Source organism: Dyadobacter sp. (genome assembly GCF_039919315.1).
Lineage (GTDB): Bacteria > Bacteroidota > Bacteroidia > Cytophagales > Spirosomataceae > Dyadobacter.
Map to the genome: position 1 here is coordinate 88,692 of NZ_JBDSFX010000053.1, position 23,690 is coordinate 112,381.

Here is a 23,690-nt window from a genome sequence, read left to right on the forward strand (position 1 = left end):
GAGCTATTTAGACTAGTTCTGAATCCTTGAAAAGAAGTTGGTGTAAAAGGGAATTGAGTTCGATAGAGAAATGGGTGCCGTTCACGAGTTCTCTTAATTGAATGAGCTCGCAAAGGGTCAGTTTCTGATAAATGTTCAGCTGAGGAGCCTCAACGAATTCATAATCAGACTCATCGGAGAGGTCAAAAATTTTGCTGTGAATGTCGATGCTGTTGATAAACCGGCGAAAATTCAGAAAATCCTGAATTCTAAAAGTCGCTTGCATCTCACCAAAATGAAGAATAATTTTTGAAGTTAAATCACACTGAACGCTAAAACCTTTAACGGTACGGAACAACTCATTTGGGGTATTCACTGACAGCAATATTTGAATCGTGGAAATTGTTACACAAAGATAGATTCAAACTTTTTTCCAAACAAGTTTATTTGTAAGCAATCTAATTAAATGGGGCGACTTTAAATCTCTAAGCGGATTGTAAATTACGGCCTTTGTCAAAATGCCTTATGCGTGATCTATCGACTGTTTTTTCGGCATGCCACATTTCATAATTTTTTTGCAGGTTGATCCAGAATTGGGCCGTATTTCCAAAGGCTTCCGACAGTTTTACCGCGAGCTCGGGAGTTATTCTTGCCTGTTCATTTACAATAGCAGATAATGAGCTGCTGCTTATACCCAATCCCAGCGCTACTTCTGTGATCGTTAAACCACGTTCGAGAATGTACTCTTCTTTTAATATTTCACCCGGATGTACAGGCGGTAACTTTCTCTTTATCATGGTATTAATGATAATCTATGTAGTCAACATCGTAAACATCCCCATCTTGAAAACGAAATATGATCCGGAAATTTGGAGAAATTTTTATGAACCAAAACTGTTCCAAATCTCCGGATAACTTGTGTATTCCTGAACCCATTTGCTTAACGTCGTCCAGCGAAGACAAAGCTTCTAACTGATCTAGAATCCTCGTAATTTCCTCAAATACGCTGCGGCAGTTTCGAACCATTGCCTTCTTCATAAAAGTAGAGCAGGCCTTTATGCCGGATGGAAATGATCATGAAGTGATAGTGTGTAAAAAATCCAAAAATAACCCCTAATTCCCCGCAGCCTTCGCCCAGTTGTCTCTTAAAGTCACCGTTCTGTTGAAAACCAGTTTCGCGGCATTGCTATCAGGATCTTTTGCGAAATAACCTTTGCGTAAAAACTGGAACGATTCGCCTTCGTTGGCTTCTGCCAATGCAGGTTCCGCGTAACCAGTGATCACATGTAAAGAATCCGGATTGATATAATCTTTGAAATCCCCTTCTTCGGAAGACACATCTTCCACAGAGAAAAGACGATCATACAACCGAACTTCCACTTCCAGCGCATGGGAGGCGGAAACCCAGTGCAATGTCCCCTTCACATTAATTCCGGTCGCGTCCTGGCCACTTTTGCTATTTTCAATATATGAGCAGCGAACTTCGGTAATTTCACCGTTTTCGTCTTTTACAAAATCATCGCATTGAATGATGTACGCACCTTTTAACCTTACCATTTTACCTGGCGCCAGCCTGAAATATTTCTTGGAAGGCACTTCCATAAAATCCTCTTTTTCAATATATAGCTCTTTCGTAAAAGGAATTTCACGAACACCGGTAGCAATGTCTTCGGGATTGTTTTCACTATGGCACATTTCAGTGACGCCTTCCGGGAAGTTGGTGATCACCACTTTCAATGGATCCAGTACCACCATTCTTCTGAGTGCTTTTCTGTTCAGATCTTCACGTACACAGAATTCCAGCAAACCTACGTCGATCATATTCTCCCGGCGAGCAACACCTATCCGCTCGCAAAAATCACGGATACTTTCGGGCGTATAGCCTCTTCTTCTCAAACCACTGATCGTAGGCATCCGCGGATCGTCCCAACCTTTTACATGCTTTTCCTGAACCAGTTGCAGCAGTTTTCTTTTGCTGGTCACCGTGTAATTCAGATTGCGGCGGGCAAATTCGTATTGATGCGAAGGATATATTTCGAGCGTTGCGATGATCCAGTCGTATAATTCCCGGTGCGGTGCAAACTCTAATGTACAGATTGAATGGGTAACGGTTTCGATGGCATCACTTTGTCCATGGGCAAAATCGTACATAGGGTAAATGCACCATTTGTTGCCCGTACGATGGTGATGTGCGTGCTTGATCCGGTACAAAATCGGGTCGCGCATCAGCATATTCATGTGAGCCATATCTATTTTGGCACGAAGCGTACGGCTTCCATCAGGAAATGCCCCGCTTTTCATTTGTTCGAAAAGTGCAAGATTCTCTTCTATGGTACGACTGCGGAAAGGGTTGTCTTTTCCAGGTTCCGTCGGTGTACCTTTCAAAGCGGCGATTTCTTCTGAAGTCGAATCATCCACATAGGCTAATCCTTTGGAAATTAGCTGGATAGCAAAATCATAAAGTGTGTCGAAATAATCGGATGCATATAATTCGTGCTCCCATTCGAAACCCATCCAGCGGATATCATTTTTAATGCTTTCAACGTACTCAGTATCCTCGGTAACCGGGTTGGTATCGTCGAAACGCAGATTGGTATAACCCGGAAATTTCTTGGTCAGACCGAAATTCAGGCAAATGCTGGATGCATGCCCAATATGCAGGTAACCATTCGGCTCTGGTGGAAAGCGTGTTATGATTTGAGTATATTTTCCTGATTGCAAATCCGCTTCCACGATCTCCTCAATAAAATTCAGGCTTTTCTCTTCTTTTTTCTCTTCCGTAATCATACTAAAATGAAATTATCCAATCTTCAAAGTTAACTTTCTTCGGCACAAATTCCGCAATCCTGTTCCTGAAATCGCAAATCTGTCTGGTTTCCTCTATTTTTGCAGCATGCGGTATTTTCTGGAATTCAGTTACAAAGGAACAGCCTACAACGGCTGGCAAAAACAAAACAATGCGCTCGGTGTTCAGCAAGTGCTGGAAGAAGCATTGGCCAAGGTATTCCGAATGCCCATTGAACTCACAGGCAGCAGTCGAACCGATACAGGCGTACATGCAGAACAACAATTTGCGCATTTTGATTTAGAAGACGCAATAGCAGACTACGAATTGCTGATTTATAAGCTGAATGGGCTGATTCCCAGAGATATTGGTGTCAAAAATATATTCCTTGTTCGCGATGATATCAACGCGCGCTTTGCGGCCACGCACCGCAAGTATGAATACCGCATCACCAAGAGAAAAAATCCGTTTTTGATCGATAAGGCTTTTTTATTGAGGGCGGAGCTGGACATTAATGCGATGAATGAGGCAGCGGCTTTATTGTTAAAGTACAATGACTTCGAAAGTTTTAGTAAGATCCATACCAGTGTCAATAATTTCCGCTGCACCATTACCGAAGCAGTTTGGAAGGACTCGGACGAGCTGCTCGTTTTTCACATTCAGGCCAATCGTTTCCTGCGGGGAATGGTGCGGGCATTGGTAGGGACTTTGCTAGATGTAGGAAAAGGCAAGAACTCTATCGGAGATTTTGAACAGATTATTTTATCAAAAAACAGAAAAGTAGCAGGGGTACAAGCTCCGGCGGAAGGACTTTTTTTAGTGGAAGTTGGTTATCCCGAATCTCTGATCAATCCGGCTTAAATTCCCGTAGCTTTTTCAGGATGCTTTCAATCTGCCAGTCACCAAACCCGTAAATACCTTCCCGGGCGGAGAATTCCTGAAAGATGGTTTTGAAGTCGTTGGTATTTTTCTGCGCAATAATGTCTTTTAATACCTTTTCAGGCCTGCCGGATAGGTTATCTTCTGAATAACGATCCAAATGTGCTTGGACAACTTCATTTAGAAAAGGAAAATTAGGAGCCTCTGCATTTCCCAATTTTTCCAGCTCGACGCGGTTTTGCGTCTTATAAGCCTTCCAAAGATCAGCTAGCAACTTAATTTCAGTAGTTGAAAGTCTGCTTCTTTCCTGGTATGCCGTCGCCAAGTCGTTTCTATCCAATGCTCCGAATCCACGCCAATCCGGTTTTCCGTCTTTAAGCAGCGGTTTGACAACATTAACCCTGAGTGTATCCGAAATACCGAGCAAAAGTGATATACAAAACCAAAGGTTAATCTGGCAAAACAAATCTTCTTCAAACCATAAATTCACTTCTGAACCGTCCGGGATCGATGTGATTTTGTTGAATTCTGTCACGACGTCGTCGAAGTATACTGCTTGCTCTTCATCATATTCCGTTGCGATGAAGGCGGCGCGGGTTTGCCAAAACTCGTCCAGGGTATCGCCTGTCACCGGTCCGTCGACCAGGCATTCGCGGGCTACGATTATTTCACCGGATAAAATGTTTTCCGGAAAGAAATCAAGCAATGCGTCACCATTTAAAATATGAAAGGTATTGGGCATGTTTTCTATCTAAATAATTGAATAACAATGAGCTACTTTAAATCGAACGGGTTGTTGTTTCATTGTTGACCAAGCGATAAATTCCCAAAGGGTTATCGTTTTTTAATTCGTCTGGTAATAGCGAGTCTGGCCAGCCCTGGTAGGATTGCGGACGGACAAATCTTAAAATGGAGTGTCGGCCAACTGACGTGAAGCGTGCATCCGCTGTGGCGGGAAATGGTCCGCCGTGATGCATGGAAGGGCAAACTTCGACTCCCGTCGGCACAGCATTCATGATAAACCTGCCCGATATTTTGCCCAAATGCTGCACAAGGGCAGGGTAGGAGCTCACTTCATTTTCCAAAGCCATCAGCGACGATGTGAGTTGTCCTTTTAAATGCGAAACTGCTTCCAGCAACTCAGTGGTGTCCTGGCAGACGACCAGCAAAGAAAATGGCCCGAAAACCTCCTCATGTAATTTTGGATTTGCGATAAAATCTTTTCCTGAAACCCTCCCAATGGATGGTTGCCCTTGATTCTCCCCTGCTGATATATTTTCCGAAACTGCAAGCTGAGTTACATTTTCCTGAGCAAAAGCATGGTCTCTGAGCTTGTAGTAATTTTTACAAATTCCCGCGGTGAGCATGGTCGATGACGCGGTATTTAAGATTTCTGTTTGATAAGAATTTTCAAAAATAGCCAGCCCTTCCGTTTCAGTTACAAACACTAAACCAGGATTTGTACAGAACTGTCCGGCTCCCAAACTCACCGATCCCGCTAATGTTTTACCGAATTCTGCACCGTGATTTTTGAGATAGGAAGGCAAAATAATGATCGGATTAACGCTGCCCATTTCTGCAAAAACGGAGATCGGTTCTTCACGTTCCTGGGCCAGTTTATAGAGTGCCATTCCACCTTTGAATGATCCGGTAAATCCGACTGCCTTAGCCGCAGGGTGCTTCACCAGCGCCGTTCCTACTTCGAAACCGTCATCATAGAGCATTGAAAAAACACCTTCGGGCATACCTGTACGCTGGGCAGCCTTAACCACCGCCTGCGCGGTAAGGTCACTCACACCCGGATGTGCCGCATGTGCTTTGACGATAATTGGATTGCCAGCAGCCAGCGCAGGCCCCGAATCCACTCCGGCAACGGAATACGCAAAAGGAAAGTTACTAGACCCAAATATGATCACTGGCCCGATCGGTACCAGCATTTTCCGAATGTCCGGCTTTGGAACGGGCGCACGATCTGGTAATGCAGTATCAATAGAGGCGTCCACCCATGAACCTTCACGAATGAGTTCAGCAAACTGGGTGAGCTGGTTAATCGTTCGTGCCCGTTCGCCTTGCAACCTGGCGATCGGCAATCCGGTTTCCTGGGTGGCACGTTCCAATAATTCGTCTCCTAGTGCCAGAATCTCTTCGGTAATAGCTATTAAGAAATCAGCCCGTTTGGAAGCAGATACTAGTGAGTATTCTCCAAATGCTTTTTCGGCAAGCTGCATCGTTTTCTCAACCTCCTGCAAAGTAGCTGCATGAAATTGCTCCGGCAGATACGAATCCGACACCGGAACATATGATTGAAAAGTACGGTCGTTTGCGGCAGAAAGCGAATAGCCGATATAATTTTTACCTTGAATAGCCATGATGAAAATGAATGTTTATGCAGTATATCACCTTTAAAAACAAAAGTTTGTGCTAATCCAGAGACAGGCACAAACTGAAAATGCTATAAGTATGAATCGTTCTAATTTTCAGACCAAACGTCCGATGATATCGTCAACTGAAATCCCTTCGGCTTCGGCTTTGAAATTTCTGATGATCCTGTGACGAAGGACCGGCAATGCTACTGCTTTTACGTCCTCAATGTCCGGTGAATATTTCCCTGATAGCAACGCATTGCATTTGGCGGCAAGAATAAGGGCCTGCGAAGCGCGCGGCCCTGCTCCCCATTCCAGGTAATCGCTGGTTTCTTTTGCTGCAAGACCGGCAGCAGGTCTGGTTTTGTGCACCAGTTTTACGGCGTATTCTATTACATGGTCAGTAACCGGGACGCGGCGGACGAGATGCTGGAAATCCATGATCTCCTCTGCACTTACCACCTTTTGAACCTGGTACCGAACATCATTGGTTGTATTTTTTACAATATTGACCTCTTCGGCGTACGAAGGATAGTCGAGCTGGATCATGAACATAAAACGGTCCAGCTGTGCCTCGGGCAGGGGGTAGGTACCTTCCTGCTCAATCGGGTTTTGGGTCGCCAGCACAAAGAATGGCCTGTCCAGTGTATGCTTCACACCTGCTATGGTGACGGAATATTCCTGCATGGCTTCCAGCAATGCGGACTGCGTTTTGGGAGGTGTCCGGTTGATCTCATCTGCCAGGATAATGTTTGCGAACACCGGTCCTTTGATAAATTTGAAGTTTCTATTCTGATCCAATGTTTCGGAACCCAGAATATCGGACGGCATTAAATCGGGCGTGAACTGTATCCGGTTAAAATTCAGGTCTAGCGAGGAGGCAATAGTTTGAATTAAAAGCGTTTTCGCCAGTCCGGGAACCCCAACCAGCAGACAGTGTCCCTGGCAGAAAATAGCGGTAAGCAAACTTTTAACAACTTCATCCTGTCCGATTATCACATTCCCGATTTCACTACGGATTTTCTCGTAAGCCACTTTCATAGCTTCGGCAGCCTCAACGTCCGATGAATACTTCACAATATGTTAGATTAGATTTTCAAATATCATTCGCCGAGGCGAGCCCCAGTACCTTGCAATTTTTATATTCAGGTTCAATACTAATAAACACATCGCCCTGCGCTTTCTTAAACCACTCTTCCAATGCATTGTTCCGCTTATTACTTAGTACGATCTGCGCCAGTTTTTCGTAGTCATCATGCAGGTTAGCGGTATGGGGTTCTGATTTACTTTTATACCAAATGATACGCATTGCGCTGCTTCCGTCTTCCAAACGGTAAGAAACCGGCTGGCTCAGGTCGCCCACTTTCATGGTATCAATCGCAAAATACAGAGCCGGATCCATGGATGCATCCAATGTAAGTCTTCCCAGTCCGGTATTTCGGTCCTGAATCAAACCACCCGATTCAGCAGTTTCCTTGTCCTCAGAATTGTCAAGAGCGGCTTTCGCGAATTTCAGTGTATCTATTTTGATCAATGTCCTCAAACTGTCCAGCGAACGTATGGCCTGGGTCATGTCGGTTCCTTTGTTATAATCAGGTCTTAGCAAAATGTGTCTTGCATGGTACTCTGCTCCCCGTGTTTCAACCAGTTTGATCAAGTGAAAGCCAAATTGAGATTCGACAATGTTAGACAATTCACCCGGTTTCAATGCCAATGCGGCTCCTTCAAATTCTGGTACCATCGCTCCACGCTTGGCGAAATTCAGGTCGCCACCATTTTTAGCAGATCCCAAATCCTCCGAATAAACCTGGGCCAATGTGGCAAAATCTTCTCCTTTTTCCGCACGTTCTTTCAGATCCAGCAATTGTTGGCGCAATTTGTCTTTTTGCTCACGGGTTACTGTTCCTTTTTTAACAATGTGGCCGATCTCTACTTCGGAAGGAATGTAAGGAAGGCTGTCTTTGGGGATGGAGTTGAAAAACTTACGAACGTCGCTAGGTGTGATTTTTACATTACCTGATATCGTACGCTGCATTTTTTCTACGATCTTTTGCTCCTTCACCTGCGTCCGAAGTTCAGTTTTCAGGTTATCAATACTTTTACCGTAAGCCTCTACAATGTTCTTTTCGGATCCGAAACGCTGGATCATGTAACCCATTTTAGCATCCAGCTCGCCGTCTACTTCTTTGTCTTCCACCACTACCGAGTCAATCTCAGCTTTTGCAAGAAGCATTTTGTTGATAATAAGCGATTCCAGCAACTGGCATTTTTCTGGTGCTGTACGGCCATCTGCTTTGTACTGGTTGTACATCTCTTCCAAGTCCGAATTCAGAATGTAGTGGTTGTCCACCCGTGCAATAATTTTATCCAGACTAACACCCTGCTGCCCCTGACCATTACTTATCAGACTGAAAAACAGTGAAAATACCGTAATCAGCTGAGTCGCAATTAATTTATTTATTTTCATATGATTGTTTTGTTCCTGAGGAAAACTTCGGGTTTTACTTTTTAACTACTAAAAAATGAAAACGGTTTTTGTTTATAAAATGCTAAAATACTGCTAACGCTTAATTTTATCTAATTCTGCGGGGTTGACTTTTACAGGGAATTTCTGTTGAAGGCGTGCAAGCCACTGTTTCTCCAACTCTTTCTGATAATCATTGATCACACTTCCCCGTGCTTCTGCGAATGTTTTACCTCTTGGAGGTTCGATTTTTCTTACGTTAGTCCAATACACTATGTTATTATCGGTAACCGTCTGCTCTCCCGCCTGCCATTTGAACCTGCTGAATTGTGGATGCTCTTTGGTAAAATAGCCATCCTGGATCATAACGGTCTTCCCGGTTTCTGAATTATATACTTTCTCTACATCCTTTCTGGACTCACTGTAAAACTGAAAACCGACGCGTCTGTTGCGCTCAGGCTCAGCCGCCTGCCTGAATGAACCATAGTCTTTTTCAATGATACGCAAAATAGGGATGTTTCGTGCATTTAAATATTTAACAACATTCCTGATCCGGGTCGCGGAGGTTAGTTCACTTTCGTCCGTGGATCTGTAACCGGCAATTTCAACGATATATTCCGGGTTCTTTTCCATCACGATATACAGGTCTGTCAGAGCGTCGATCTGTTCATTGCCAATTTCTGCACTGTTGAGATCGAAGAGAATTTCCCGGGATTTTCTTTCCAGCTTGTAAGGACTGGTTGTCAATGTTTTTTTGATTGCATTAACCGTTTGAGTGTCCTTGGCTGAAATAATGGTCGCCAATGCGCGTTCCGAGTAGTTGTAACGGCTTTTGTTACGGTTGTAAAAACTTTGCTGCCCTGTCGAATCGGAGAGCGAGCGCTGCCATACATTTTCTTCCATCATTTGCGAAAGCAAAACACCTTCGCGGATTTCATTCATCAGACTTTTGAACTCTGGATTACTGTCTTCCAGGTGATCCTTTTCGTAATCAAAAAGGCTTTCTGTGAGGTAATCGTTGTAATATCTGCGGATAATGACTGCGGGAGATGCGTCTTTTCCTTTGGGTGCCTGCTTCCTTTTGACGTAGTTCAGGAAAGTAAGCGCGTCAAATGGTTTTTGTTCGATTTTGAACAACGTTGTGGCTGACCAATCTGCCGAAACTGCCCGCATATGATCCCATTTGCCAGTTCTGAGGGTGCTGTCAGCTAATGCAGCAACAGCGCTCCATTGATCAGCAAACTCCTGGACCGCGTACTTTTCTCTCAGTCTCTTAGCATTCACCTGTTCAATCACCTTTCCACGGGAATCGGTTACTACTTTTTTTCTGAGAGAAGGCGCCATTACCAAAAATGTTTCTACCATTTTCTTCTCGACCAGTCGAACGATGTGCCATCCGTACATCGTCAGCACCGGTTTGGAATATGCATTTACTTTGGCCAAGGCGAATGATGCTTCTTCGATCTCCGGGACCATCTGGCCAGTGCCAAACATAGGAAGCAACCCATTATTTCTTCTCGACTGTTTGTCGTCGGAGTAGCTTTCTACGACATCCGTCCATTCTTCACCGTCCTGTAAATGTTCGTAAGCCTCATTGATCCTGGTCTTTGCCGACTCTTTTTGTGCTTCGGTTGCGCTGGAATCCACCTGCACCATCACATGTGCGATCTGCACCATACCCCGGCTTGGCCGGCGGTCAGCAACTCGGATCAGGTGATATCCGGCTTTGGTACGGACTGGCTGCGATATTTTTCCCACCGGTAAAGTATAAGCGGCTGATTCAATGGGATATAATGTTTGAAAAGCGGTAAAATAACCCAGGTCTCCTTTGGTAGTTTTAGCGGCGGGGTCTTTCGAAAACCGCATCGCCATATCTCCAAAATCTGACCCTTCTTCAAGCCTGCCCCGTAAAGCAATGGCGGCACGGTAAGCTTCCAATGTGTCGGAGGGAGAAGCATCTTCGGAAACGCCTATCAGAATGTGTGATGCACGGACTTCTTGTTTCAACCGGGTATAGGCTTCATTAGCTAGTTTTTCAACCAGGACCTTGTCTACCAAATGGTTTTTGGCAAGTTGCTCGCGGTAGGAAGTGATTTCTTCTTTATAATCGGTAGTTGTATCCTTTCCGTCTTCTTTTGCCTGCAGTACCTTTATTTTGATATCTGTATAAAGAGCTAAATATTCTTCGGGCGTAAGTGCTTTGGCGGAGTCAGAAGCGAATTTGTTCTTATTGTAAGCGTCCTCATATTCGTCAATGGAGAATGTTTCATTTCCTATTTCCAGTAAAGGCCGGGCTTCTGTGACAACTTTCTGTGGAGGAGCCGTGGTTTTGCAAGAACTGACAATGAAAATGGCAAGCAGACAAATATTAAACGTGGTTTTAAACATATTTCTGGATTCGTATTCGTAAAGACTACCAAGGGTGACTTTATCTAACCCTAATAGCGCTCAAATATTGTAAAGCCAGCAAAGTTAGGCTCTTTCCGTACAGTACAAAAAATAACTTGCAGGTACGTGATTTGTTATTTGAAATTTTCCCAAAAAATGCTTTCAGACTAGGGCGAATTCGCCCCAGCTGTTTTTACGCAAATTGTGACCGTTTTGTTACCGGAAGTTTATTTGGACTTTTTTGGCACTTCTTGACGAAATACTATTTCTATATCCTTACAAATAAGCATATTCGATTATTGGGGCACAATTTTTGAGCAAATCTGATACCGAACTTTAATTTCAGGTATATGGAAGATGTGAGAGGAAATGAAATCGTTCAAATGATCGGAGCATTATGGAACGAGCAGAAAAACAGGGAACTTCTTTATCTGGAAGCATTGAGAAAGGATAGCATGGGACCGTTCCGACGGCTACTAAGCCAGGGACACGTCAGTGCTGTGTTGTTTCAAAAGGAGATTAAGTCTATTTATGACTATTTCAAATGCTTCCTCACCGACAGGGAATTAGGAGAAACAAATCAGATTGCGAACAAGGTATCATTACAGAGTTTGCGAAATGCAGATGATAAGGAACAAGTAGCGGGGTGTCTGAAAAAAATCGAGGAGGCTACTTTACAACTTTACCAAAAGCTCCGTGTTCATCTGGAAAAAGACTCGGAGACCAGAATGGTACTGGACGAACACCTGGTCCGGATCTCCGAATTTTATGAGTCACTATGCAAGTTGGAACGTGGCAACAAGCGTACTATCAGCCTCCATGCTGCAGCCTGACCAGCAAACTCCTCTTTTAAATTTCATAAAGTTCTATTGGCAGGTCATCAGGATCTGAAAAGAAGGTAAATTTTTTACCTGTGAATTCGTCTGTCCTGATGGGTTCGGGAAAGACATCCTTCTCGTTCAGAGCAGTAATGCATTCTTGCACATTCGCCACCTGAAATGCAATGTGCCTCAACCCGCAGGATTCGGGGCGGGAAGGACGCTTGGGCGGATTCGGAAATGAGAACAGTTCAATGCAGTATTGCCCGTTCAGCGACAAGTCCAGCTTATAGGATTCCCTTTCCGATCGCAGCACTTCCCGATCGATTTTAAAACCCAGGATTTTAGTGTAAAAATGCTTTGATTTTTCGTAATCAGAACAAATGATCGCGATATGATGTATGGACTGTAGAAATTGCATTGGATTATATTTTAAGTAAAAATAGCTTCCAAATATAGCCCACTGACCTCAAATCTTGATAAATATCTTTTTCTTATACATCCAGTAAAGGATCCACCACTCCACCAGAAGGATAATGCCCCCGCTGATCAGTGACTTGTATCCCTCGCCCAAAAGCATATCATAGTTAGGGCTTATATTGATCCTGAAGGACTGATCGATGAAGCTGTCGATCGTATGTGCGATGATGTAGGCAGCAATAGAATTGGTACCGATGACTACTAAGGGAAAGAAGAGTGACTTCTTGTCTTTTACATCGGCTATGAAATAAAATGCAGCTAGTAAGAGAAAGCACCAACCTCCGCTGAACAATGTCCAAGCAGGTGTCCAGATCCTCTTAACAATCGGATTGATCCCTCCAAGATTCAGTATGACAGCCAGTACCAGTAGGGTTACACCGGTAATGACAAATCTTTTGATCACCCACGAAGAAGATATTGCGGATTTGAGCCACTTTCCGGCAATAAGACCCAGGATCATGGTCCCGAGTGTAGGAATGAAACTCAACGTGCTATAACCTCCACCATTGAAATGAAACGGTTTTTCGCGCGGGAACAGGTTCAAAAACCAGCGGTCGAATGCCCAGGCTAGATTCGTATTTTTATTCCAGTGTGCTGCGAAACCTTTCAGATTATGTTCCCAATCAGCCGTGATGCCGGTTTCCGACCAATCGAAATAAGGGCCGGGAGTGGGATATAGGGCAAAAGCTAGTCCGTATAAAAACAGTATCAGGATGAATGAGCTCCATTGAATGCGTTCGGTAGCAAAGCCCAGCGCGAATAGTATCGGATAGCCTAAACCAATCTGCGATAAGGTGTCTTCAAAAGTGAAATTGGTCTGTGAAGCGTGCATGGATCTCAGAAAAACCCCCAGTAGGACCAGTACCAGCGACCGGCGAATGGTATGCATCCACATGACCGAAGTACTTTGCTGCTTGCTGGCGCGGCTGGCCATCGAATAAGGCAATGCGACACCCACCAGGAAGGAAAAGGAAGGCTGGATCATATCATGCAGCGAGCATCCAACCCATGACACGTGGCTTTGATGAAAATCGAGAAAAGCCCAGAACGCGCTTTGCGGAAATGACTCGGCGACTTGCCCAAAGCGGAGCACTTCGGCCATCATGAGGAACATCACGAATCCACGGTAAGCATCCACGGAAGAAACGCGCTGCGGGGGGGCGATAAAGTCTTTCAATATTTTAACGGATTAGTTATGGAGCGTATCTGCCAAGGTTTAAGAATGGCAAATCGGGGTTACATCCAGATAAAGAAAAAACCCCGCCGGATTTACCCAGCGAGGTTTTCATTATCCATTACAGTCACTAATAGTCAGGTCTCGTCATTTATTGTCATGTAATGTAGTAAGACCTTCAACATTGACAACGCCTGACTATCAATGACTAATCCCTACAACAAATGACTATCGAAGACCATTTTAACTATACATTCATTTTCTTCAATTCCTTCACCGCATGATCCGCAGCGCGGGCAGTCATCGCCATATAGGTTAGGGAAGGGTTCACGCATGATGCGGAAGTCATAAATGCTCCGTCAGTAACATACACGTTTTCAGCGCCCCAAACCTGGTTGTGCTTATTCAAAACAGATGTTTTTGGATCATTACCCATACGTGCCGTTCCCATTTCGTGTATACCGATCCCGGGATGTTTAGAGTCGTCGATGTATGGTGAAACGTTTTTCAGACCTGCTGCTTCCAGCATTTCAGCTGCGTCGTTCATCATATCGATACGCATTTTTCTTTCATTCTCACCATAGGCTGCATCAAAAACAACAATTGGAAGACCCCATTTGTCCTTTTTGGTTGGGTGTAACGTAAACCTGTTCTTCTCGTCGGCAATCATCTCGCCAAAGCCCTGAATGTTCATATTCCATCCCCCTGGCTCTGAAAGGCTCTTCTTGAAGTCAGCACCGAAGCCTTCCGTTCCTACGCCACGTCCCCAGCTTTCACGGCTTGCACCGCCCTGATACCCGAAACCTCGGATGTAATCACGTTTGTCGTCGCCCCAGTTCCGGTAACGAGGAATGTAAATACCATTCGCACGACGGCCAAAGTAATATTTATCTTCAAAACCATCTACATCACCTCTCGCACCTACTGCCAAATGGTGGTCCATAATGTTACGTCCCAACTGGTCGCTTTCGTTACCCAGCCCATTCGGGAAGCGTTTCGACTTGGAATTCATTAATATAGAAGCTGATGCAATCGCGGAAGCATTCATGAAGATGATCTTCGCGTAGTATTCTTTCGTTTCAAGTGTATTTTGGTTGATCACCCGTACACCTGTCACTTTGCCAGCTTTATCATCATATATCACTTCCGAAACAATCGAATCGGGCACCAATGTAAGGTTACCTGTTCTTTGCGCTGCCGGAAGCGTAGCCGATTGCGTGCTGAAATAAGCTCCGTACGGGCAGCCGCGCATACACATGTTACGGAACTGGCATGCAGCGCGACCAAGCTCTGTATGGAATGCCTGCGGTTGCGTCAAATGGGCTGCACGTCCCATAATAATGTGGCGGCCCGCAAATTTTTTCTCAATATCACCTTTAAACTGCTTTTCAACGCAGTTCATCTGCATGGGTGGCAGGTAGTTTCCGTCAGGAAGTACATCCAGGCCATCCTTGGCGCCGCTGATACCTGCAAATTTTTCAACGTAATCGTACCAAGGCGCGATATCTGCATAACGGATAGGCCAGTCTACTGCGATACCGTCCTTTGCATTGGCTTCGAAGTCTACCGGGTTGAGGCGATAGCTCTGGCGTCCCCACAAAAGCGAGCGGCCACCCACGTGGTATGCCCGTATCCAGTCAAACTTACGGGTCTCGTCGTACGAGTTTTCCTTGTCGTTTTCGAACAGGTAGCGATGCTCCTCATTGGCGGTATAGCCTGTACGCATACCAGCCCAATATTGTTCTTTGGCGATCGTCGTTACCCTTCCTCTGTGTTCAAATTCCCAGGGGGCCAGGGTGGAAGTTTTATAGTCGGTAATGTGTTTAATGTCACGTCCTCTTTCGAGCATGACCACTTTTAAGCCTTTTTCAGTAAGTTCTTTGGCCGCCCAGCCACCACTAATCCCCGATCCAACCACGATTGCGTCATACGTGGTTTGTTTCGCTGCTTTTATGTTTAAATTCATGATGAATATTTTTCGATTTGAAAGACTCGGCCATTTGAACAGCCATTAAAACAATTCCAGCTTTCCGCTGCTTATTACATGGCCCAGGCTTTTTGGCCAGGTTTGTAATCAATACAGCCATCGTAACGGCCTGGTACCGGCACATATTCGAGTGCCAGCGTAGCGCCGGGTTCTGATGTGAAATAGCCCAGGAGAGTCAATTCTTTTACCAACCGGAAAAACGGCACACTTGCGTCTGTATACTCTTTTCCTGCTTCTGTATATTTTTTCTTCTCCTTATCCGCGCTGACCAGTTCGGTAGCGGCAGTCTTTTCCAGTTCTTTCAGAATAGCGGTTTGTTGTTGCGGCGTTGCTTTAAGAAAATCCTTTTTCTCCAGTTCCTCCAGTCCTTTGTTGAAACCTTCCTGATCCTTCGCTTCGTAGCAGTCTTTCAGCATTTTCTCAATAAACTCGCCCACCTTTGCATCTTTTGCTCCCGGAGTATCCGTTTTTGGAATAATGATCTCCGCAACCTCCGAAACCAGTGCCTTGCGGTCTGCGGAAAAAGGAAAAGTCAGTGCTGAGGAAGTTTCGGTTGCTGATTTACAGCCTTCCAAAAAAGCCAGCATGGTAGGGGCCGAGAGTGTGCCACCCATTAAAAGTGCCACACGACCAAGGGCATCACGTCTTTTCATTGGTTATACTATATAGGTTAACAATCCAAAGTGTAATAATACATTTGATAAATGCAATTTTAAACAACCAGGCTAATTTATGAAATATTCTCTGTTTTCGGTTTGTTAGAATAATTCTATATAAATAGAATGCGAGGTATTTGCTTCGTTTTCAGCAGGCTATATCAAATTAAATTAGCATTAATATTGTGATATATTACCCTGCACCAGCGGCGTCGATTGTTTGGAAAAACGACTTACAGCACCATTAAATTGCAACCGCGGATATCAGAATTATCAAAACGGCCCATGACATAGAAGGTACCTGCTTTCTCACCGTACCGGCCCAGGTCCTGTGTTTCTATAAATGAGCAGCTATCCAGGTTAGCCAGATCGATCACATTAATACCGCCGGTTTTGGTTCTGTTGATATTGTGGTCAAAAACTGAAAAAGGGTCGTTGATGTCCCGCAGCAGAATGCGCATCGTGTAGCCCGGAGCGAACAGGCCGGAGCCATGGGAGTAACCTTGTGAAAGAAGCTCCGTCATCCCGTACTCAGAGTGGATGTGCTGTACCGAAAAGTTACTCGTCAGAATGTCGTGCACTTCTTCGCGAAGCAGCTCTTGCCGGCGTCCCTTCATCCCGCCTGTATCCATCACAGTGAGTTGTCGCATATCTTTCAAAAACGACAGGTCGTAGCTGCTTTCTGCCAGATCCAGCAGCGCAAATGTCACGCCCAGCAAAAGCACCTTTCTGCCATCGGGGTTTTTGGACAAATATTTCAGCCTTTGGAGCATCTCATCGATGTTATTCAGGTAGAAACCAGAGAATTCTGAGCCGCTTTCATCAATAAAATGTTGCATCATATACACCAGTGAAGAGTTGTTTCGTTCAAGATACGAGGGTAGGAGAGCGAGTATGTGGAAGCGGTTCAGGTCACTATAATTCTGCTGAAAAATACGGTGCGAAACTGCCTTGTAGAGCGCGGCGTCGAAGAGGTGGTGGTGGCTGGTATTTTGTCCCGTGGTACCGCTGCTTTGAAAAACCGCTGAGGCAGCAGCAGGTTCACCAGTCCGTATTGTGTGATTTTTGAAAAATTGTATCGGCAAAAAAGGGATCTTCGTAAGGCCTTTTATTCGCCGCGGATCCATGTTAAGGTGACGGATATATTGATTATAAACAGGATTGTATTCAGCCTGGTATCTGAAAATCTTTAATGCAAGATCCTCGAAATCTGCCGGTTCAAAATCAATAATCCGGTTCCTGAGAGCGGCCCGGATTTCAGCAATCGATTTGTTGTTTTGAAGTTCCAATACTGTTACTTTCGTATAAATTAAGTGCAAAGTTAAAAATTGAAGTGATATGAAGCTGAAAGTTTCCTTGTTCCTGATCTTGGCAGTTGCGTCAGCCGGTTGTGTTGATATCCCTGATTTTGACGATACACCGAAAATATATTATAACGGAATTGATCAGTACACGGAAACGGATACGGTTTCGGGTAAGGTTCAAAAAACAGAATACGTAACTATTACCGTTGATTTTGAAGATGGGGATGGAGACCTTGGTGCGTCGGCAGAAGACCTTAATTCGAAAGATACTACCAACAACTCGTTTGTGAAACGGTATGAAAAAGTGCCGGGATGGGGCTTGCCAGCCAATTACGAACTGGTAACCATGCGCATGAACAAGGATAGCTCCTGGTCCGAGACTGTGCTGCCAGGTGATACATTCAAGTTTTTCCCAATCTTAAAACCTGACGGTAAACCAGGCCCTATCAAAGGGAAACTGGATCTGGTGGTTAATTACCGTTATCTTACCTCTGCGGTACTTTCGAAATTGAGGTTCAAAGTTCGGATTATAGACCGGGCATTTCATATTAGTAATCAGATAGAGATACCTGTGATAGACGCAGTTACGGTTCCGGTTTATGAATAAATAGCAAGAGTTTAATGGAAATGCCCGGACTGCTTTTACAGCTCCGGGCATTTTTTATTCAATGATCGAAGCATTCAGCACGATCCTGAAAATGGTGCCTTTGCCTACTTCCGAACTTTTGACGAAGAGTTTTCCGGAGTGATAATTTTCGATGATCCGTTTGGCGAGCGTCAGGCCCAATCCCCAGCCTCTTTTCTTGGTACTGAACCCCGGATTGAAAATCTTGTTCATATTCGCCTTCGTCATCCCTTTTCCGGTGTCTGAAATGTCAATCCACATTTCTTTGGTTTGCGGAGGTGCCTGCAATGTGACATTGATCTCACCAATACCGCCCATAGCATCCACTGCATTCTTACAAATATTTTCAATCACCCATTCAAACAGGTTTTTATTCAGTAAAGCCGTCTGTTCGTCCGCAAGTTCGTTGTACACCGTAAATTTGACTTTGGACGATACCCTTCTTTCCAGGTAACGTATAAAATTCGTGATGATTTCGGCAATGGGTTCCTCCTTTAATGTAGGTATAGAGCCAATGTTGGAGAAACGGGTTGTGATCATTTCAAGCCTGATGACGTCTTTTTCAATTTCTTCCGCGATAGAAGGGTCAATGGTCGGGTCACTGCGGAAATATTCAACCCATGCCATTAATGATGACAATGGAGTTCCCAGCTGGTGGGCCGTTTCCTTCGCTAATCCCACCCATACCCTGTTTTGCTCTGCTTTCCGGGCAGAACTGAAAGCGAGATAGGCGAGGTAACCGATCAAAAGCATGACTGAAAGCTGTAAAAATGGGTAGTACCGCAGCTGGGTCAGCAAAAAGGAGTTACTGTAATAAATATAGCCCGTTCTGCCTTTGCCAAGCTCTACCGGAATGGCAGGATGTTCGAGTTTCATCGCCGCCAGTTTTTCCTGAATAATCCGCTCTCTCTCCTGAGGATTTATTTTTGCGGGAAATTCAATGTTAATAGTTTGGTTCGCCAGATTGTTTTCATTGACATAAATCGCAGGGATTTGGTAAAAGTTAACGGCGTCCTGGATGACCTGATAAACCACATTGAAGTTTTCGTCAAACGGGCTGTTGAATACATATCGCAACCCTTCCGCGTAAAGTTGTACCTCCCGTTCTTCCCGCTGTTCGAGTTCCTCCACCAGTTCATTAGTGTAAAAGAGCGACCCAATGCTCAATAGCATCAGTATTACGCCGATTATGTATTTATAAAAGCTCTTCTGATCGTAGGTATCCATCAGCGAACGGCGTAACCGCTGACTGTTCAGAATGGCCGTGGGATGCAGACGAAAACGTGGTTTTTGCTTGGAAGTGTCGCTAATCATGTAGTGACCAGGCAACCCTCTGCCCGGAGTTTACGTTATGTACTACAAATAACGTAAAATAATTGTGCTTAGTGGATTTGACAGGAGCATAACTTCCGGCGGTTATGCCGTTCAGTAAATTGGAAAAGAACATTTTTTACTAAAAATAGGCATACAGGGTCCTGGTGCCAAATTGCTATTATTTATATAATTTCTAAATAGATGCCGGAGCTTTCTTTCACTTTTCTATTGAGGTTTTGTGCCGTATTTTTGTCGAATCGAATCAGACGTAGTGATGTATAATCAGTTTAAATCTATAAGTTTATCACATCGGAATGCTCCTCTAGCTATCAGGGAACAACTTGCATTGAATGAGGCGGAAGCAAAGGGCATCATGCTTCGTCTTAAGGATTTCTTCGATGTTTCCGATGTTCTTGCTGTATCTACCTGCAACCGCACGGAAATCTACTATTCCTCCGCATCCGATTGGAATGAAGATATAATCAAGCTGCTTTTAATCGAAAAAGGAATTTCTGACACAGAATCCTTTATCAACTATTTCGAGAAATTTTCAGAAGGTGAAGCAGCTGTTCAGCATCTGTTTCAGGTGGCGACCGGCTTACAATCTCAGGTTGTAGGTGACATGCAGATCCCTAACCAGATCAAGCATGCTTATCAATGGTCAGCCGATCTGAATATGGCAGGGCCGTTTCTACACCGTTTGCTGCATACCATATTCTTCGCCAACAAACGTGTTGCCCAGGAGACTTTCTTCCGCGACGGGGCTGCATCAGTTTCATACGCCGCTGTTGAATTGCTGGAAGGCCTTACGCCAAACCCAAAAGTGCTGATAGTAGGATTAGGAGAAATAGGAACGGATGTGTGCCGGAACCTGGCTCAAAAGCGCGACGTAGAGGTTACGCTCATCAACCGCACCAAAAGCAAAGCAGAAAAACTGGGTACTGAACTAGGTTTCAGAGTGGCTGATTTTTTTGACATTGAAGCTGAAATTTCAAAAGCCGATATCATTGTTTCATCCATTGCCCGTGACGAGCCGTTTTTTACAAAAGAAATGATGGTCAGGTTGCGCGGAATGTCCTTCAAATATTTTATTGATCTTTCGGTTCCGCGCAGTGTGTCGCCGGAAGTAGAAGAAATACCGGGCGTAGTACTTTACACCATTGATTCTATCCGTTCCAAAGCGGATGAGGCTTTGCACCGCCGCCTGGATGCCGTTCCGCATGTGAGAGAGATTATTGATGAAGCGGTATTAGAATTTAATGACTGGTCGCGTGAAATGATCGTTTCTCCTACCATTCAAAAACTCAAAGGCGCGCTGGAGCAGATCAGAAAGGAAGAGCTTACCCGCTTTACCAAAAACTTGTCAGACTCAGAACTTGAAAAGGTTGAGAGAATTACCACCAGCATGATGCAAAAGATCCTTAAACTGCCGGTACTTCAATTGAAGGCTGCTTGTAAAAGGGGTGAAGCAGAAACATTAATCGACGTACTCAATGATTTGTTCAACCTGGAAAAGGAAAAAGCAGATCATTAACATATAACTAAATTAGTAAAACCGACTCTCTGGATTCTTCCGGAGAGTTTTTTATTTTTTAAGATCCCATAAAAAAGAGAGGATGGCTTTTGCCATCCTCTCTATGTATTACCTTACCCTCCACAATAATTAATTGTAATCTTTACTTTGGCTTGATCATTTAGCTAGACCATTCACCTCAGTTATATTTTTAAATTCTAAATCTCGACAGAACGGTCATATACACAAGCGCACAAGCACTCTATTTACACATACGATTCCCGGATCGATTTGGATGCCAGGAGCAAAGATATTTTTTACCCTGGCTTCCAGTCATTAGTCTTTCATTTGCATTAATTCAATAAAAATCGAATCGAAAAGTGATTTTTATTGAACAATTCGAATAGAGTGCTTTGAGATATTTTTTCAAAAAAGAAACTCTTTCGAACAATTTTATAACCCTGAACCCAGCGCAAAGCCTTTCACAGAACCTGCAAAATCAGATACCTTGGTCGCTGCTCCCGTTGTGAGGTTAATGGTGTATAGGCCGGTATTGCCGCCAACGGTCAATAGCGCATAGGCTGTTCCTGTTTTGTTTCCAATGTCGAAACCATTTGCAGCGTCGATATCTATACCAAGCGAACCTATTTTTTCCAGACCTCCGCTGTTGGGTGGATTTTGCTTGTAAAGCGTATTGGATTCGCTATCAAGGTCGTAAAGTACAGTTGCTGTACTTCCTATGAAGCTGTTCGTATATGCTGCACCTGTAATAAACGGCATTCCGGGTCCGGGAATGATATTTAGCATACCATCAATAGTGGTCAAACCATTACTAACGTTGATCCTCAAATTCTGACCGGTATTGGTAACGATACGTAACCTGTCAGCAACCGGGTTGAAGTCCACACCAAAGCGGGTTCCCGATATTTTGAAGTTAGGATCACCGATGTCGTGCAGTTCAGTCAGAAACCTTGCGGCACCACTTGCAAGGTCAATCGTATAAAGTTTACCATCAGAACCAAGGGCATGAAGTCTGCCATCGGCTGGGCGAATATCAATTCCTTCAATAGTAACAGCCATTGGTAGGCCGGTTATGGCTTTTTCGACACGAGTACCTGCATTCATCGGGTTAAAAATGAGCAGTTTGTTGGAACCGTCGACAGCATAGGCCACCGGGCTCGTAGGCATCGCAATGCCGATAATTTTACCGGAAGGAAGATTTCCTATTTTGGTAAGAGAACCGTTGGAAAGATTGACTTCTACCAGTTGCCACACACCATTATGAAGAACAGATGCAATGGCGAAATTAGAGCCAGAGGCGATGTCAAAGCCACCAATGTCGCTGATATCCATACCCAAAGGCCCCACTTCCTTCAAAACACCATCATTGGGGGGCATTTGAAGAAACAATTTGTCCACGTCTGGGTCAATGTCATAAAGCTGAGTAGTAGTAGCGCCTGCAAAGTTATTCGTGTAGGCTGCTGCGGCTACTTTCACGTCGTTGTAACCTTTCAGATAACCATCTATGGCCACCACGGCATTGGTTTCCGGATGAATTCTCAGATTCTGTGCTGTGTTGGATACCAGCCGTATACGGTCCACGGTAGGATTGAAGTCAAAACCTACTACCTCCGGGCCCGAAATGCCCGGATTGAATGGTACCGGGCTTATTGCCATTGCGCGACCAGGATTCATGTCGGCACGCAGGTTGATGGTGTAAATGTGGTTTTTATTACCGACCGCATAAAGCTGTCCGGTAGCCGGCCGAAAATCGATGGCCAATAATGTTTCGTTTGGATCTTCCAGTCCAGCTTGAATTTTAAGAGTGCGGATTGGAGTGCCGGGATTTTGTACACTTAATTCATAAATCGTGTTGTTGTTTGCTAATGCGTAAAAAACCTGATCAGCCTGGGTTCTCAATGAAACTGGCTGAGGCTGCTGCTGCTCATCTACAAGGCTTTGTTCTGTACAAGCCTGATTAAGAATGGCTAAACCAATAATAAATAAGGGAGCTTTAAGGCTGAGCCGGAAAACCTTAGAAATCTTCATAACCGTTGGATTTAAGTGTGACATCGGATTGACATCTCACTTACGCTCAGGCCCCGGTTTTGGATTGATGGCTATTAATTAAATTTTAATCCCAGAAAGATCGATTTTAATTTTATTTTAATGCTATCGCTGCGAACTATTCTTTACCAATGAGCTCGATCATTTTATCCAGATTTAGGCTTCTTGCAGATGCGTCGAAAATTTCGCGGTATACACCATTCTTTTCATAAAGTTCGATATGAGTCCCGTGTTCGGTGATGTGCCCTTTCTTCATAACATATATTTCATCAGCATCAAGGATCTGAGACAGGCTATGGGAGATGATGACTACGGTACGGTCCTTTTTGATTGCGTCCAGACTGTTCTTGATCTGCTCCGTCGCGATCGCGTCCAAACTGGCGGTAGGTTCGTCAAGAAAAATAATCGGTGGGTTTTTCAGGAAGAGCCGGGCAATGGCTATACGTTGCTGCTGGCCTCCCGAGAGCATTTGTGCATCAGTCTCATATTTGGCTGGCAGCTCCATAATTTGCTCATGGAGATACGCTTGTTTCGCCGCGGCTTCCAGTTCGTCCTGTGTGGCATCCATTTGACCGTAACGAATATTTTCCGCGATAGAGCCTTTAAAAATGTGATTTTTTTGAAGGACCATTCCAATGGAATTACGCAGAGAGGGCAGGTCATAATCTTTCAATGGCAGGCCATCCAATGTAAGTGTTCCAGAATCGGGCGCATAAAAACCGATCAGGAGATTGATCAATGTGCTTTTCCCTGCACCTGATAGACCCACCAGCGCGGTTGTCTGGCCGGATTTGATAGCGACGTCAATGTTAAATAACGCTTTGGTTCCGTTGGGATAAGCGAAGGAAACGTTGCTCAGCTGATAATCGCCTTTCAGGCTGGGAGGAACTGTTT

21 protein-coding genes are annotated in these 23,690 nt (G+C 44.5%); 4 read left to right on the plus strand and 17 right to left on the minus strand.

Going from position 1 to position 23,690, the window contains the following annotated elements:
• Window positions 1-7: 7 nt before the first annotated feature.
• The 4 genes from ABIO93_RS14715 to ABIO93_RS14730 all read right to left on the minus strand — a co-directional run bounded on the left by ABIO93_RS14715 (window position 8) and on the right by ABIO93_RS14730 (window position 2,766).
• Entirely contained in the window at window positions 8-265 is a 258-nt protein-coding gene (locus tag ABIO93_RS14715; protein ID WP_348068908.1) for a hypothetical protein, read from the minus strand.
• A 199-nt stretch (window positions 266-464) separates the two neighbouring features.
• On the minus strand, window positions 465-776 hold the full coding sequence (locus ABIO93_RS14720) for a HigA family addiction module antitoxin (RefSeq protein ID WP_348068910.1): 312 nt from the start codon (window positions 774-776) through the stop codon (window positions 465-467).
• Between the two features lie 4 nt (window positions 777-780).
• Window positions 781-1,017 carry a type II toxin-antitoxin system RelE/ParE family toxin gene (locus tag ABIO93_RS14725; protein ID WP_348068912.1) on the minus strand — a complete coding sequence of 79 codons (237 nt, stop codon included), beginning with the start codon at window positions 1,015-1,017 and terminating at the stop codon, window positions 781-783.
• A gap of 75 nt (window positions 1,018-1,092) precedes the next feature.
• Window positions 1,093-2,766 carry a glutamine--tRNA ligase/YqeY domain fusion protein gene (locus tag ABIO93_RS14730; protein ID WP_348068913.1) on the minus strand — a complete coding sequence of 558 codons (1,674 nt, stop codon included), beginning with the start codon at window positions 2,764-2,766 and terminating at the stop codon, window positions 1,093-1,095.
• Window positions 2,767-2,872: 106 nt separating this feature from the next.
• Between ABIO93_RS14730 and truA the strand changes: the two genes are divergently transcribed.
• Complete coding sequence (gene truA, locus ABIO93_RS14735) at window positions 2,873-3,625, plus strand: tRNA pseudouridine(38-40) synthase TruA (RefSeq protein ID WP_348068915.1); 753 nt, start codon at window positions 2,873-2,875, stop codon at window positions 3,623-3,625.
• Here the strand turns inward: truA and ABIO93_RS14740 are convergent.
• The 5 genes from ABIO93_RS14740 to ABIO93_RS14760 all read right to left on the minus strand — a co-directional run bounded on the left by ABIO93_RS14740 (window position 3,612) and on the right by ABIO93_RS14760 (window position 10,858).
• Entirely contained in the window at window positions 3,612-4,385 is a 774-nt protein-coding gene (locus tag ABIO93_RS14740) for a DUF1835 domain-containing protein (protein ID WP_348068917.1), read from the minus strand. The two genes, truA and ABIO93_RS14740, sit on opposite strands and share 14 nt — an antisense overlap.
• 37 nt (window positions 4,386-4,422) lie before the next feature.
• On the minus strand, window positions 4,423-6,012 hold the full coding sequence (locus ABIO93_RS14745; protein ID WP_348068919.1) for an aldehyde dehydrogenase (NADP(+)): 1,590 nt from the start codon (window positions 6,010-6,012) through the stop codon (window positions 4,423-4,425).
• A 108-nt stretch (window positions 6,013-6,120) separates the two neighbouring features.
• A complete protein-coding gene (locus ABIO93_RS14750) occupies window positions 6,121-7,083 on the minus strand; it encodes a MoxR family ATPase (RefSeq protein WP_348068921.1) in 963 nt (320 codons plus the stop codon).
• A gap of 19 nt (window positions 7,084-7,102) precedes the next feature.
• Entirely contained in the window at window positions 7,103-8,473 is a 1,371-nt protein-coding gene (locus tag ABIO93_RS14755; RefSeq protein ID WP_348068923.1) for a peptidylprolyl isomerase, read from the minus strand.
• Between the two features lie 93 nt (window positions 8,474-8,566).
• Window positions 8,567-10,858 carry a peptidylprolyl isomerase gene (locus ABIO93_RS14760; RefSeq protein ID WP_348068925.1) on the minus strand — a complete coding sequence of 764 codons (2,292 nt, stop codon included), beginning with the start codon at window positions 10,856-10,858 and terminating at the stop codon, window positions 8,567-8,569.
• 350 nt (window positions 10,859-11,208) lie between these two features.
• On the opposite strand from ABIO93_RS14760, the gene ABIO93_RS14765 reads away from it, so the two are divergent.
• Window positions 11,209-11,691 (plus strand): hypothetical protein, encoded by a 483-nt coding sequence (locus ABIO93_RS14765; RefSeq protein ID WP_348068927.1) that lies wholly within the window; start codon window positions 11,209-11,211, stop codon window positions 11,689-11,691.
• Between the two features lie 16 nt (window positions 11,692-11,707).
• On the opposite strand, the gene ABIO93_RS14770 is transcribed toward ABIO93_RS14765, so the two are convergent.
• From ABIO93_RS14770 to ABIO93_RS14790, 5 genes are all read right to left on the minus strand, one after another.
• Complete coding sequence (locus tag ABIO93_RS14770; RefSeq protein WP_348068929.1) at window positions 11,708-12,097, minus strand: VOC family protein; 390 nt, start codon at window positions 12,095-12,097, stop codon at window positions 11,708-11,710.
• 48 nt (window positions 12,098-12,145) lie between these two features.
• On the minus strand, window positions 12,146-13,294 hold the full coding sequence (locus ABIO93_RS14775; protein ID WP_348068951.1) for a DUF5009 domain-containing protein: 1,149 nt from the start codon (window positions 13,292-13,294) through the stop codon (window positions 12,146-12,148).
• A gap of 283 nt (window positions 13,295-13,577) precedes the next feature.
• A complete protein-coding gene (locus ABIO93_RS14780; protein ID WP_348068931.1) occupies window positions 13,578-15,296 on the minus strand; it encodes a GMC family oxidoreductase in 1,719 nt (572 codons plus the stop codon).
• A gap of 74 nt (window positions 15,297-15,370) precedes the next feature.
• A complete protein-coding gene (locus ABIO93_RS14785; protein WP_348068933.1) occupies window positions 15,371-15,970 on the minus strand; it encodes a gluconate 2-dehydrogenase subunit 3 family protein in 600 nt (199 codons plus the stop codon).
• A 236-nt stretch (window positions 15,971-16,206) separates the two neighbouring features.
• Window positions 16,207-17,262 (minus strand): acyl transferase, encoded by a 1,056-nt coding sequence (locus tag ABIO93_RS14790; RefSeq protein WP_348068953.1) that lies wholly within the window; start codon window positions 17,260-17,262, stop codon window positions 16,207-16,209.
• 49 nt (window positions 17,263-17,311) lie between these two features.
• On the opposite strand from ABIO93_RS14790, the gene ABIO93_RS14795 reads away from it, so the two are divergent.
• The gene (locus ABIO93_RS14795) at window positions 17,312-17,884 is read left to right on the plus strand and encodes a hypothetical protein (RefSeq protein ID WP_348068935.1); all 573 of its coding nucleotides are present in this window, start codon (window positions 17,312-17,314) and stop codon (window positions 17,882-17,884) included.
• A gap of 54 nt (window positions 17,885-17,938) precedes the next feature.
• On the opposite strand, the gene ABIO93_RS14800 is transcribed toward ABIO93_RS14795, so the two are convergent.
• Window positions 17,939-19,216, minus strand: coding sequence for a HAMP domain-containing sensor histidine kinase (locus tag ABIO93_RS14800; protein WP_348068937.1), 1,278 nt, complete (start codon window positions 19,214-19,216; stop codon window positions 17,939-17,941).
• Between the two features lie 274 nt (window positions 19,217-19,490).
• Here ABIO93_RS14800 and hemA point away from each other — a divergent pair, with 274 nt between their 5' ends.
• Entirely contained in the window at window positions 19,491-20,750 is a 1,260-nt protein-coding gene (gene hemA, locus ABIO93_RS14805) for a glutamyl-tRNA reductase (RefSeq protein ID WP_348068939.1), read from the plus strand.
• 432 nt (window positions 20,751-21,182) lie between these two features.
• Here hemA and ABIO93_RS14810 read toward each other — a convergent pair whose 3' ends face one another.
• Both ABIO93_RS14810 and ABIO93_RS14815 read right to left on the minus strand, forming a co-directional pair.
• On the minus strand, window positions 21,183-22,778 hold the full coding sequence (locus ABIO93_RS14810; protein WP_348068941.1) for a DUF4394 domain-containing protein: 1,596 nt from the start codon (window positions 22,776-22,778) through the stop codon (window positions 21,183-21,185).
• 136 nt (window positions 22,779-22,914) lie between these two features.
• The coding region (locus ABIO93_RS14815; RefSeq protein WP_348068943.1) for an ATP-binding cassette domain-containing protein at window positions 22,915-23,690 on the minus strand (776 nt) is incomplete at its 5' end.